The following is a 13615-nucleotide window of genomic DNA, read 5'->3' as shown; positions in this document are numbered from 1 at the left end:
ATAAAGCAAGGGCAACGATCTTTATATCAGTTGGCCTTGCTTACTTTTCAAATTATCAGAAATAAATTGTTTTGCGCTATCTAAATCTGTAAACAGGCTACCACTAAAATTAACGTTTCTTTTTGCACATAGTAAAATGCGCTTCATCTGATTTATTGCAATAGCTGATGTGAGAACAAACGCACTCGTTAGACAATTATTTTCAGCCATTACACGGCTAATATCGATCATTTCTCTTTCTGCTTCAGGTGTTGCAGCTAATACATCAAGAGAATCACTAATATAAGCCCAAGGCTCACCTTTAAATGACTTTATTGTTTCGAATAACTCTGCTTTAAATGCATTCAGAAGCCCAGCGGTGACATATCCTTTAAAGTGAGCAATAACAACGTTATTTTCAATGATAAGACTTACTTGCCCATATTGATTCTTAAACCCCAACTTATACTCCTTGAATTTGAGCAAAAGTTTACTTTATACATTTAAGTCGGATAAAACCAGTTCTTTTGGATTGTTTTTTGTTACTGATATGTTTTTATGTTGACGTTTTGATGGGGACTTAATTTAGTAAATCCCCTAAATTAAGAGTGGTTAATCCTTTGTAGAAGTTGCAATATAATCTAGCGCGCTCGTTATCACGGCTACTTGTGCCAAAATACATTCCTCATCGGTGGCTGTTGGGCTATCTGGGTATACCTCTGTTGTGGTTACATAGGGTGCATCAGTAAAGCCCATACATAAACCTAACTCTCGAGCTGCATAGTTAATTACACCAAATTGCTCTTGAGGTACGCCTATTAACTGGTTATTTTCATCGCTCGGTGCAATGTGAGTGACCCTTGCAACGCTTTCTATAATGACCTTTTGAAACTCCGGCTCAGGCTTTTTGGTATCTGCAACTAAATAAAACCCGTCAGGTATGTTCCAGTTACTATTTGTAGTACCTTCGCGTGCGGCAAGTGCGGGTCTAAATTCACTGTTATCGCTATCTGTTGTTTCGTGTAAATCAATATGAGCGATTAAGTCAGTACCTAATGATTTTACAAACGCCATAATAGCGGCTGATTCTTGAGCTGGGCTGCCCTCGTAAAATGAGCGATTAGGATCAATAGCGTCTGGGTTCCAGCGGTTTATAGTCTCATATCCCCAAGGGCTGATGCAGGGGGCAATAATTATATTAAACTGTTGGTAATATTGCATAGCGGATGTTTTAGCAAACCTAAGTGCGCCATGTACGCCACTGGTTTCGTAGCCATGTACACCACCGGTGATTAAAACAGTTGGTTTATTAGCATTAAAGTTAGGCGTTTTTAATACATATAATGGATAAGTGCCAGCGGTATAATTAAGCTCACCGTATTGTGCTATTTCTAAGGTACTTTTTAGATCATTAATTAGTGTTACGACTTCGTTTTGGTAACTGCGTTTAATGTTTTGATTTGCCAGCCACTGAGCTTTGTCGTTGTTATTCCATTTTTTACCTGGTGTGCCAATAGGGTATGTACTGTTAGTCATAATAAACCTTTATATCAATTACATTTAGCCATACTAACATGATGGCGTTAAACGTAATTGGTAAAATTATTCAATAAAAGGGTAGCTTAACGCTGAGTAAAATAGCGTGCAAATTAAAGCGTTAAAGTCATCTTTATTATTGTGCGTTGCTTTTGTTTATAAAGTGCAATCACAAAGCATTAAATAGTCATCACTAAAGCACACTATGTTTAAACACGTTCGTCTCTTTATTTAAGCAGTTGGGTTGTTTTTTAGTAAAATAACAGCCTTGCTATGAGTAAATTTATTATAAAAGAGTATGTTACAATTAGTTTATAGTCTGTTTTTGTATTGAGTATTATGGCGCAGTATATTGCCACACCCAGTTGGTTAGGTCGTTTTTTCACCCGTATTAAACAAGTAAGCATTGAGCAAAATATACTTGTTGTTCAATTTAGAGATAACACTAATCAGCAATTTATATTAAGTGAATTTAATAACTTTTCCATTGTGCAAAATAGTTTATTTAGCGCAAAAATTAACTTAAGTGATGACAGTAACACTTGTATTAGCTTTTTAAAAAAGTGAAGAAGCTGATGCTCTTAATAAATTGTTAAATCAACACTTTGCAAATGTTTTAGAACAAAAAGTTAATGTCGCTAAAGCGCGTTTAAAGCGTTACGCTTTAGATGAGTATTTACGCGACAGTTCTATTAAAATCTTAAATAAAGCTGTTTTTTCGTTGAGTAGAAACTACGCACACAACCAAACAGTATGGCAACGGCATTTATCGCCTGTTAGTGTGACATTTTTAAGTATTTTAAGTGGCACACCAAAAACAGCAGACGCTGTAGCGCAGTTGCGCCATAAATATGAGCAAAAGCAACTTACTCTTCGAGAGCACTTTTATAACAGCGTGGAGTCCAATCCGCTAACAACAGAGCAGCGCTTAGCCATTATTCGTGATAACGACAAGAACGTGGTGCTAGCAGCAGCAGGTACCGGTAAAACGTCAGTTATGGTGGCAAAATCGCTTGATTTAATTGCACGCGAAATAGCAAAGCCAGAACAAATCTTAGTGCTTGCCTATAATAAAACAGCTGCAGAGGAGCTAAAAGAGCGCTTTATTAAACGTGCAGCGCAGGCCAATTTAAACATTGAACCGCCTGCTATTTTAACGTTTCACGCATTAGGGTTAAAGCTATTACAAAGTACCCAAAAGCCGACTGATCTTTCTATATTTTCTACCGACCCAATACAGCAAAAAATGTGGTTAACAGCATGGATTACTAAACAAATATACAGCGACGCTGTATTTTTAAAAACCTTTGTTGATTTACTTCATGACTCTGTTGATAGTTTTAGCTTTAAAAGTAGTGCTGACTATGAGCGTTACATACGAGACAACCAATACCTTAGTCTTGCGGGTTATAAAGTTAAAAGTTATCAAGAACTGCTTATTTCAAATTGGTTGTATTTACATTCTGTTGAGCATAAATACAGGTCAAGCTACAAAAAAAAGCAAGATTTGTGTGCGCAAGATTTAACGCTTGACGAGCAATATACGCCTGATTTTTACTTACCAAAACACAATATTTATATAGATCACTTTAGTATTGATAGGCAGGGTAATACGCGCGCCGATATATGTAAAAAACGCTACAGCGAGCAAATAAGCTTAAAGCGAAAACTACATAAAAATAATGACACTGTTTTACTTGAAACCTTTCACTATAATTGGCTTGAAGGCAAGTTAGAGCAGTGTCTAGAAAAACGTTTAAAACAACACAATGTTGTGGTTACTCCCTTAAGTAATAATAAAATATTAACCCTTTTAAACAAGTCAGGGCAATTACAGCTTGGGGTTGAAAAGTGCTTAAAGTGCTTACAAGCCATAAGAGCTGAGCGCCTTACTAAAGCACAAATAAAACAGCGAATTAAACAAAGCGGTCTTAAAAATTATCAGCGTTATACTACACTACTTACCGCGATTGATAATGCTTACACTCAAGAGCTAATTACGCAAAACGCCATTGATTTTGATGATATGATTATTCATGCCACTAAGGTTGTAAAAAAAGGTGAGTATAGTGTGCCTTGGAGTCATATTTTAGTGGATGAGTTTCAGGATATATCGGGTGCGCGTATGGCTTTTTTAAATACGCTCATTAAAAAAGGAAAAGGAGTTCGCTTTACTGCTGTAGGCGATGATTGGCAGGCTATTTACCGGTTTTCCGGGGGGAACATTGCCTTTACTACACGTTTTGAAGAATTGGTGGGAAGTCACTCCCTCACCATGCTGCAAAAAACATTCAGATACAACAATAGTATAAGTGATGTAGCAGGGCGCTTTGTAATGAAAAACCCAGAGCAATATAAAAAACATATTACAACTCATACACATGTATCTGTGCCTCAAGTTATATTATTAGACGACTTATATCAGGGCGTTAAATCACTTGAAATAAAAGTTCAGCAAACCATTAGTACTATTCATAAAAACGATGCGACAGCAAGTATTGCCGTACTTAGTCGATATCGATATACACTTGATAACGTGCAGCAACACTTAAAAAACAAAACATACACAAATGCACTACACTTTTGGACATTACACAGCGCTAAAGGGCTTGAAGCCGATTACTGTATAATTATTGGCTTTGAACAAGGCAAATTAGGTTTCCCCAGTGATAATCAAAACAACGTGTTGGTGGAGTCGTTATTACCAGAGCAAGATAAATTTCCTTACTCTGAGGAAAGGCGTTTACTGTATGTTGGCATTACTCGCGCTAAGCACAAAGCATATTTAATTGCTGATCCCTTTGCACACTGCGCGTTTATAAAAGAATTAGTGAATGATAACTACCCCATTAAAATCGCTTCAACGTTGTTTAAAAAGTCTTAGCAAAAAAGTCTGTTAGCACGTAAATCGATGATTCAATTGTGCCAAACACGGGTTAGCATGGTAATTACTACATTTGTATCAATACGCTAATTTGTGAAAGGTATAAGTCGCTTGTTCCTTTTTAATGGAATAATGTAAACCGTAATTACTTTGATTTGATTGATCTTAACAAGTTATCAATGTTTAATAGAAAGATGAGCTTTAACTTTTGTTTATTATGCATTCTTTCAATAGATTCTTTTTATTAAATGATCACTATTCAGCCCCTGGCCAGGTTGCTAATTGGCGAATAAGTGCACTGCGCATTATTCTGTCATTAGTAATGGTGTTATGTTTTGCTGTGGTGTGCCACACGTACACAAGCGCTATTGAATTTAACTTAATTTATATTGTTGTATTAACGGGTAGTTTTCTTGCTACAGCATGCGGTTTATTGATAGCAAGTAAGCGTTTTTATCACTTTAGCGCTCATGCACTTTTAATATCTATTGTAGCTGCTAGCGTGTCAATGAACTTATTTTTAACAGACCTAGAGCTTGCTAAAGTGGGCTCTATGTATATGTATTCCTGCCCGATAATCGCACTTATGCTACTTGGTTATACAACAGCCTTTGCTTATGGTGTATTAAATATTGCGCCATTTTATATGATCATCAATAACGTTGATGTATCGGGTTTAACCGGTATAGCTCAACAACTTCCCGACGCTGACTTATACATTACAGGGCTTATATTTTTATTTTTTAACATTTGTATTCCCCTTGCTGTCGCACGCACAATTGTGGCTGCTAAGCGTTTAAACAAAACAATGATAAGTGCTAATACACACCTTAAAGATAAAAATGAGCTTTATCGAAGCCTGTTCACCGAATCAAATAAAGCCAAAATTATTGTTGACGAAAATCTTGTCATTACTGATTTTAATCAACATGCTATTGATATGTTTGGTATAAAAAAAGAATTAAAAGAAGGAGGCGTTAATCTGTCTCATTTATTTCCTACCTTAGTTTTTGACGACTCTAATGCTCAAAATAAAATTGTGAAGTACAAAAAAAGTTATTTTAAAGCCAGTTATCAGCAAATAGCAATGAGTAAAAACTACCGTGTATACGACTTTTATGATTGCACGCAAGAGCAGATCATAAAACAAAACTTATCGATGATGGAACAAGAAAATAAACGTTTACGCTTTAGAGACTCGCAAACAAAACTACCTAATAGAGAATGGTTTGAGCTGCAATGCGACAGATTAACAAGCAAATACCAAAAAGGTTTTTATATCGTTGTTGCGCAAAGTGCAAATAGTGAATATTTAAATTTAAAGCTCACTAAAGCCGACTCTCAAGCATTACTTATTAATGCGTACAAACGTTTAAAAGCGATGCCAGATGAGCCGCTGTTGTGTGCTCATATAGGAGTAGGAAAGCTCGCTTTTATAATTGGTGTAAATTCGCAGAGCGAACTAGAAGATAAGCTATTAATGCAAATAAAAAATACATTAGATAAAACATATAATGTATTTGGCACTAAGTGTCAGCAATCATTTTTATTTGGTTTTGCAAAGTATCCTGATCATGGAAAAAACAGCACAACAGTACTTAGCAATGCGTGCGAAGCACTGAAAGTCGCAAACTGTAATATACCTTTAAGTGGTTATAACGAAAAACAATCACACGCTTTTATCGAAAAATACGAAATTTCAATGTTGCTAGACGAAGCGCTTCAGCAAGGCGATTTGTCGGTGCACTATCAACCTAAAGTAGATGCAACTGGCCAATGTATAGGGCTTGAAGCTTTAGCGCGTTGGAACAGTCCAATACTGGGTAATGTGTCGCCAGTGGTATTTATCCCTATTGCCGAAGAATACAGAATGGTCAGTCGGTTAACCGATCTGATTATTCAAAAGGTGTGCGCTCAAATTGCCGATTGGACTCAGGCGGGTTTACCGAGTGTGCCGGTGGCCATAAATATATCTCTAATTGATTTTAGCCAAACCGATTTTATGTCAAAACTGGTTAAATACCTTGCCGACTTTAACGTAAAGCCACCTCAAATAGAGTTAGAACTGACTGAAACCTCTCTTGAGGCAAACCAAGCCCATTCGTTAAAGCTTATGCAAACACTGCAATCGTGGGGTTTTACTATTTCGGTCGATGATTTTGGGGTGGGGTATTCTAATATAGCCCGCCTTGCCGATTACCCTATTAACAAGCTCAAGTTAGATCGCTCATTAATAAGCCAAGTAACGAGCTCTACGCGTCAAAAAAGTTTAGTTAAAGCGGTGCACGTTATGTGTGAAGAGCTTGATATTAAGTGTGTAGCGGAAGGCGTGGAAACCCAAGAGCAGGTAGCAATAATGACGCAAATGGGGTGTAAAGAGTTTCAGGGCTTTTACTTTTCGAAACCAATGCTGGCCGATAAATTTGCAGAGCATGTTAGCCGCCATGGCTTAGTGTTTAACCCCAAAGAGGTGGCGGCTCAACTTTAAATGTATAGCGGATTTTTATTGCCTAGTTACAGAGCTGTTGAGCGTTTATAGTTATTTCGCACTGATGAATAACGCCTGATCCCCAATGCTGTATATCTGATTGAGCAGTACAGCCTGCATCTTCAATTAAAGCAGTATTCGCATCACATAAAAGTAGCACTGCGTTATCATTTTGTACATTCACAATAAGCGTGTACTCGCGAAAGGGTGCAAGTTTGCTTAAATCGTTACTTACGGCAGCTTTTAATAACTCATCATTTGATGAGTAGGATGTTTCACTAAATTTTAATGTGCCATCAACGGCTGTAGCAATATCTTTTAATTGCGAGGCTAAATCGGCCATCACTTCTGGATTGTTATTTTTTGAAGTGTAACAACCACTAAGTAAAACTATGAGGCTTAAACAAAGTAAATATTTCATTTTATTTGCTCCATACCGTCATCGTGTTGTGTTCATCGTAGCCTGTATCTAAGTTCCAGTTTTTAATTTCATTGTAATCAGTATCTAAAAATACGGCATTGGCAATAATGGTTATGTAGTGCTGAATGTTGTTAACAGCAAAGTCAAAAATATCGTTATAGTGCATGGGCTCGTGCGGCGTTTTTAGTTGTTCAATAAAAGTGGGGTCTACTTCGTTTGGACGAGGATAAAACAAACCTAAATCAGCAGCAACATGGCGTGCACAGGCAAATAATCGATAGCTTTCTTCAACATTATTTACCACAAGCCCAAAGCCATTATGCCATGAATTAAAGTTAGGAGCGTGTTGTGCTGCGTAGCTTGGGTAAACCGTTAATAAAGCATGTTGCCAAATTTGTGCAATATCAGTATCAAAGCTATCGTCTTCATTTGTACAAGACCCCATGTTTTGCTGCACGCGGTCAGCGTAACCTAACTCACCTAAATTTAAACGCTGCCAAATAAACGCATCTTGGTTCATTTCGCAGGTACGATGCGCGGTTTGGTTATCCTCATATGGGCCTACTTTTAATTCAACAACCGGATGCACTGTTATATCAGCTGCAACATGGGCCATATAACCGCATAACCAAGCAAAACATTTTTCAAATGTTTCACCTTCAAGTGTTTTGCAAAATTCAATCATGACTTTAAGTAAATCGCCTGTGTGCTCATAGTGCATTAAGTCAGCCCAGGCATTTTGGTTAGGCTGCGCTACAGCTAAGTAAGGATAATCTGGGGCTACACAGCCTAGTTCAAGGTAAGCTTGGCGTTGGCTTAAAATAAGTTTTGCTTTTTTAGGCATATCCATTTTTTTGAGTGATTTGGTTTGCGTTGCAACATTAACTGCGGTGATGTGCGCAAAAGCACCAGGCATTGTCATATCCTTATGATTTTGAATGCTTAGATTAACAGCGAGGAACACACTTATAAATGGGTTCAGAATGGATTTAAATAATTAACTAAACTTTTCTACAAGCTGGCCATTTTCATAAAGTTTAGCGTATTGGCGTTTGTGTTCTTCAAATATAAAAGCTCTTAGCTGTTCTTGCCCAGTATAAATTTGTGTGATTTTTGCTGCTATACCTTGGGTACTTTGTCTCACAGGTTCTATATTCATCGAAATAGATTGCTTGTTGGGTAGGATAAATTCCATACGCTGAGATTTCTTTAAGTTTTTGTTTTTTCTGAGAGGTTTTAAGAACACACCCGTATTGGATATTGACTCAATTTTAAACCCTTGACTTTTAATGTTTAATTCACTCCAGCGCCAACTCCGTTGAGTACCTTTTGTGTCAATTACCTCGGGAGCGTTTAAGGTAGGCGTCATAATACCTTCGTTATCAATTTTTAAATGAAGCGGGAACCATAATTGATAATGTGCTACTTCGGCTAGCAGTGTTAAATTAGCGTTACTAAAAAGGTGAGCAATATTAGCAGGTACTGAACTTTGTAACGTTAAAACATGATCGTTATTTGCGCGAGGTTTTTTATCTGGCTTGAATAACTCAGAAAAAAAATTTATCTCTTCACTAGAAAAGTCCATGTTTGCCTCATTAAAATACAGTAAAGGACACCATATATTAAATAGTGAAATTGTACAATAAACACTCCGTTTAAACTTGTTTAGTAAGTGTTTGGTAAGTGTTTAGTGCGAGCTTCTTGTTATTTTATTTTCACTAAATAAGGGGGAGCGTATTAGTCTGTTATTTAAAATAGGTATTTAGCCAAAGTTGCCATACTGATAAACTATCGGAATATTCTTTGTAGTATTTAGAGATTTTTTATGCGTATTTTGTTTCAATTAAGTATGCGAACGCGTTTTTTGTTTGCATTATTACCGGCTTTTATTTCACTCAGCATTGGAGCACAAGAACAAGGCCAAACACTTATTTTAGCAGGCAGCGCATTCAGTGTTTGCACAAGTGAAAGCCCAGTTAATTGTGAAAGAAATAAACAAATTAATGGTAAAAAATACAATCTGTACAATGTTACCAGCGAGAAAATAAAGCAAATAAAACTCAATTGGCCAAGTGATCAATTGAATAACCAAAAAAACAACCATAAAAACGAACTTGTCAGCAATACAAAAAATAGTAAAAAGCCTATTTCCAAAGGCGATTTATTATGGCTATGGCGTGATATAAACAACGAGAGCCTCAACAGTCTATCTGATCACGAATATAATTTTGTGTTAGACATACTCGAAGTATTTCAAAACAATAAAACACAAATAAACACTACGCTTAATACTCAAAGCTCAGCTAATAGCGTCATACAATTTGTCTCGGGCAGTTTAAACGTTAATAGCAAAAAACCAACTATGCTGGTAGTTACAGCCTCAAGTCGCGATCCATATAGTAAAGCGCATGTTGCTGTAGGCCTTTTAAAGTCAGTTAATATTAACGCACAATGGTTAGCGCTTACTCCTGCATTAGTACATGGAATCACCAATAATACGTGTAATAAGTTACCTATTCTTAGGCAAACTCAAATGAATTTGTATAATCGCGATGCTATTTATCCAGAGCTTACTCGAGCTGAACTCGCATTATGCGAAAACGGAACACAAGCTTTAGTGTCGCTTATTAATAACAGCACGGGAGTTATGTTTAACGATGGTGATGAACGTTTAATTTATAAAATATTGTTTGATCAAAATAATAACCCATATCCGTGGACGCAAGCATTGCGGTCCCGGCCTGTAATTTTAGGTGAGGGAGCGGGCGCTACAATCCAAAGTAAAGTAATGAATACGCTGACAAATATTACAAGCCTTATGGCACTTCGTAAAAGTGAAAATAACACTAATGCTGGTGGGCTGGGCAGTTTTAACTTTGGTGTACTAGATACTCAATTTAGCGAACGAAACCGTACATTTAGGCTCGCAGCAGCGCTAAATAAAAACGAAGTAAAAAGTACTAAAGCAGTGATTCAACATGGTTTTGGTATTGATGAAAATACAGCTTTGGTTGTTATTAAATCGCCAGAAGGTAGTTTAATGACCGTAGTAGGTAAAAGTGGTGTAGTGCATTTAGCCAACCAAAGTAAAGTAAAGCCAGAGAGTAAAAGTTATGGCTACTCGTATTGGCCTACAGGCAGTGTAATTAATATTACCAATAACATGTTTACTCTAAGCGAACGCACAATAGATGAAGCGTTACCGGCTATAAAAATACCTCCACTGCCGGTGCAGCGTTTTGGCTCAATTTTAACAAATTCAAAACTGCGTTCACTTACTCAAGCTATGTGTTTAAGCCAAGAGCAAAGTGCGGTAGCCCAACAAGACGAGTTTATAATTAGTCTTACAGCAACGAGTGACACACAGTATCATCGCGTAAATGCAAAAGAGTTTGGTTGTGCAGTGAGTAATTTAGAGTTAGCTATAAAGTCGATTTAGTGACTAACCTGAGCCAAGGGTTTAAGTTTTTGGCTCTTCTCTATAAAATAGCCACCATAATGATCAAGGCCTTACTAAAAGAGTATTAAAATGAATAAAGAAAATGACGTAATTGATAATTTAGCTAAACTAGAAAGCTTTTTATTAAATGTAGAAAACGGCGGTCTTGGCCTTAAAGGTGTTTCGGGCGTTGGTATGGCAACAAACAATAGTGATGGTAGTCGTTTTGTTGCCGTGTTTGACGAGCAACAAAAGTTACTTTTAGCGCGCAGTATTACAGAAGACGTATTCCAAAATGGGCAAGACATGGTACGTAATGGTGTAGGAAGTAAGCACTAGTACTCTAGTAAAGAAAAGCGCTTAGTGCGCTTTTTTATTTTAATTTCAATAAATTGAAATCAAATGCCTTCATATAGATTCCACAAAGGCCACTTCAAGATAATAACAATTAAATACAAACCCCTCAAAAACCACAAAACTTACCAGCTAAACTCTGTTTTATTAAGTGCGCTTAGATAAATAAGATAGTGCTACAGATAAATTGTAGAATCAAAACAGATGAGTTTTGGCTATATTTTGAAGAGAAGTTTAATTTATTGATATAGAGGTAATTAATTGGTCGGTATGGAGAGATTCGAACTCTCGACCCCTGCCACCCCATGACAGTTTTTAAATGTTTGATTTTAATGCTTTATATTTAATAACAATAAGTTACCAGTAATTATTGTTTCACCAAGTATCTGTTTATTTCTCAAAATACCACTATAATGGCTAGTTATTGGCTAGTTTTTTAAAGTGGTTATCTATATGAAAGCGAGTAAAACCAATGCTTCAAGCATTACAGCGGCAAAATTAAACTCTTTTTTAAAGGAGTCTGAGCTTAACAGTCAGTTAGGGTGTGACCACATACAGGGTTTTCACTTCATTAAATTAAAAGCTGGTGGTGCTTGGCGCTTACGTTATACAGACTTATTAGGTAAAAGAAGAACAGCTGTAATAGCGGATGCTTCTATTAAACCAGCAGTGGCGGCAGAGATCGCTTTAGATTGGCGTACAAAGTTAAAAGATGGAATTGATCCATTAGGACATAAGAAAAATTAAAAAAAGAGCATGCCGATGCTGAGCAGTTGAAAGCAGCCAACGCTTATTTAAATATTGGTAGGTTTTACGAGTCTATTTATACCCCTTATAAACTAGATAACTTCAAAGATGGTAAATCAACGTTACAGAATATCAGCCGCAACTTTTCGCACCTATTTGATCGCGATATGGATAAAGTGACCAGCACTGATATTTTAAGCTGGTATCACAAAAGAATAAAAAGCGGTGTAATGCGAAGTACGCTCGTAAGAGATTATGGCGCATTTAAAGCTATGCTTAACTTTGCAGCTAAGTCACAAGATGGGCACACCCCAGCTATACTAAAAGATAACCCTATTAAAAACTATTCATTACCCGCGCTTACTTTAGCTGAACGAGAAATGTTAGAAGAACATAATACAAAGCTAGAATCCAAGCGCGTCATTATGAGCAACACTTTAAAGCTACAGATACAGAACGGGCTAAATTTATATACTGAACAGATAAAAGAAAAGCGCAATGCAAGTAGAGCACATGGCAAAGGGCATTTAGCAGATTTACAGGAGCGTGTTTACCCACATTGGTTTATACCTTTTTGTCATATTGCGCGATTAACAGGAATGCGCCCAGCCGACATATATGCTTTGAAATGGGAAAACCTAGCGTATAACCAATTCAACAACTCGACTGCGTTAATATTTACCCCGTCTAAAACTAAAAAAGTAAATTACAGCCCAAAAGTAACTTTTCCCGTTAGCGATGAACTAAAAGCAGTGTTTGATATTTGGAAGAATGAACAGAGCAGCACAACAGGCTTTATATTCAGATCAGAACGCACAGGACGAGCATTAGAACGCAAAGCCCACCTAACACACTGGCGACAAGTCAAAGCCCTTGGTGGGGTTACTACAGACCTAGATTTGTATTCGTTTAGGCATAATTTTATATCGGAGTTATGTGCCAGAGGTGTACCAGTGTTAACTATTGCTAAATTGGTAGGGCATAAAGATGGTTCAATGATAGCGGCAAACTATTTAAGGCATGATGAAACAAATACATTAGCCATGCTGCAAGGTGTTGGCGGTATTAATTCAATTAATAACAATCAAATAAAAGGAGTTATATAGCAATGATGAAAAGGCATAAACTAATAGAGTCATTAGAGGATTTTAAAGATTATTTAGAGCGAATGATTCAATTATCAAAAGCTCAACATCCTTCAACTATGAATGCAATGCAAGGCTTAATTAAAGAGGCTGATAAATTAGAGCATTACGACAAAAAGAAGATAAGTAATTATGTAGACGAGATAGACAATATACGAATAGAGGGCAATTTAAGAGATCTAGATAATCAATTCAATTTGATCACAATTCATAGATCAGAAGCTGAGCGCTTTAGGTTTCATTGTGAGAGTTATTTTTAAATCAGATGCCATAGAGTTAGTGACTAAAGATTTTGAGAGATATTTGTATATCGACTTAAATAATGTAAAGGAAAGTGATCACGAGAAAAGTCAGTTTATAGATAAATTAGAGCGTATAAAAAGACTAAAAGAAGGAATTAGCCAAGAACCTAGCAGTACTGATTTGGATGAACTATGGTTTTTACTCTATGAGTTTAACGAAAATGTTGATAAGAATAGAGATGGTTTCATTATAAAACAAAGGAGAGGTACTGGTGGAGTAAAGTCACGTTATAAACCTTATAAAAAAGAAATCATAGAGTTAATAAAAAAGGTCTGCTTGCCTAAAGGACACCCAGATAAAATAAACAAAAGAAACGGAC

At 36.6% G+C, this 13615-nt stretch carries 14 protein-coding genes; 9 read left to right on the top strand and 5 right to left on the bottom strand.

The genetic code is table 11. The features are described from left to right. Positions 1-21 precede the first annotated feature (21 nt). Both P20652_RS07425 and P20652_RS07430 read right to left on the bottom strand, forming a co-directional pair. Entirely contained in the window at positions 22-441 is a 420-nt protein-coding gene (locus tag P20652_RS07425; RefSeq protein WP_008169608.1) for a hypothetical protein, read from the bottom strand. Between the two features lie 150 nt (positions 442-591). Continuing rightward, positions 592-1515, bottom strand: a complete 924-nt coding sequence (locus P20652_RS07430) for a M14 family metallocarboxypeptidase (protein ID WP_008169607.1) — start codon at positions 1513-1515, stop codon at positions 592-594. A gap of 339 nt (positions 1516-1854) precedes the next feature. Here P20652_RS07430 and P20652_RS21015 point away from each other — a divergent pair, with 339 nt between their 5' ends. From P20652_RS21015 to P20652_RS20530, 3 genes are all read left to right on the top strand, one after another. Further along, complete coding sequence (locus P20652_RS21015) at positions 1855-2082, top strand: hypothetical protein (protein ID WP_008169605.1); 228 nt, start codon at positions 1855-1857, stop codon at positions 2080-2082. 22 nt (positions 2083-2104) lie between these two features. Continuing rightward, a complete protein-coding gene (locus tag P20652_RS07440) occupies positions 2105-4399 on the top strand; it encodes a UvrD-helicase domain-containing protein (RefSeq protein WP_008169602.1) in 2295 nt (764 codons plus the stop codon). A 217-nt stretch (positions 4400-4616) separates the two neighbouring features. Next, positions 4617-6887 carry a bifunctional diguanylate cyclase/phosphodiesterase gene (locus P20652_RS20530; RefSeq protein WP_083832864.1) on the top strand — a complete coding sequence of 757 codons (2271 nt, stop codon included), beginning with the start codon at positions 4617-4619 and terminating at the stop codon, positions 6885-6887. A gap of 22 nt (positions 6888-6909) precedes the next feature. Here the strand turns inward: P20652_RS20530 and P20652_RS07445 are convergent, their stop codons facing one another. The 3 genes from P20652_RS07445 to P20652_RS07455 all read right to left on the bottom strand — a co-directional run bounded on the left by P20652_RS07445 (position 6910) and on the right by P20652_RS07455 (position 8893). Continuing rightward, positions 6910-7308 carry a hypothetical protein gene (locus P20652_RS07445; RefSeq protein ID WP_008169599.1) on the bottom strand — a complete coding sequence of 133 codons (399 nt, stop codon included), beginning with the start codon at positions 7306-7308 and terminating at the stop codon, positions 6910-6912. Between the two features lies 1 nt (position 7309). Beyond that, positions 7310-8224 (bottom strand): zinc dependent phospholipase C family protein, encoded by a 915-nt coding sequence (locus P20652_RS07450; protein WP_008169595.1) that lies wholly within the window; start codon positions 8222-8224, stop codon positions 7310-7312. An 81-nt stretch (positions 8225-8305) separates the two neighbouring features. Continuing rightward, complete coding sequence (locus tag P20652_RS07455; protein WP_008169594.1) at positions 8306-8893, bottom strand: hypothetical protein; 588 nt, start codon at positions 8891-8893, stop codon at positions 8306-8308. 240 nt (positions 8894-9133) lie between these two features. On the opposite strand from P20652_RS07455, the gene P20652_RS07460 reads away from it, so the two are divergent. The 6 genes from P20652_RS07460 to P20652_RS18375 all read left to right on the top strand — a co-directional run. After that, entirely contained in the window at positions 9134-10747 is a 1614-nt protein-coding gene (locus P20652_RS07460) for a cyanophycinase (RefSeq protein WP_008169592.1), read from the top strand. A 90-nt stretch (positions 10748-10837) separates the two neighbouring features. Continuing rightward, positions 10838-11086 carry a hypothetical protein gene (locus P20652_RS07465; RefSeq protein ID WP_008169590.1) on the top strand — a complete coding sequence of 83 codons (249 nt, stop codon included), beginning with the start codon at positions 10838-10840 and terminating at the stop codon, positions 11084-11086. Between the two features lie 468 nt (positions 11087-11554). Continuing rightward, positions 11555-11848: an integrase arm-type DNA-binding domain-containing protein gene (locus P20652_RS21010; RefSeq protein WP_008169588.1), complete on the top strand. Its 294-nt coding sequence runs from the start codon at positions 11555-11557 to the stop codon at positions 11846-11848. Positions 11849-11874: 26 nt separating this feature from the next. Beyond that, positions 11875-12954: a tyrosine-type recombinase/integrase gene (locus P20652_RS18380; RefSeq protein ID WP_008169586.1), complete on the top strand. Its 1080-nt coding sequence runs from the start codon at positions 11875-11877 to the stop codon at positions 12952-12954. Between the two features lie 2 nt (positions 12955-12956). Further along, positions 12957-13253: a hypothetical protein gene (locus P20652_RS07470; RefSeq protein WP_008169584.1), complete on the top strand. Its 297-nt coding sequence runs from the start codon at positions 12957-12959 to the stop codon at positions 13251-13253. Then, on the top strand, positions 13237-13615 hold a 379-nt coding region (locus P20652_RS18375), incomplete at its 3' end, for a hypothetical protein (protein WP_033017557.1). The genes P20652_RS07470 and P20652_RS18375, both read left to right, overlap by 17 nt.

This window comes from Pseudoalteromonas sp. BSi20652, assembly GCF_000239855.1.
GTDB lineage: Bacteria > Pseudomonadota > Gammaproteobacteria > Enterobacterales > Alteromonadaceae > Pseudoalteromonas.
This window is presented reverse-complemented; position numbering and strand designations above follow the sequence as displayed.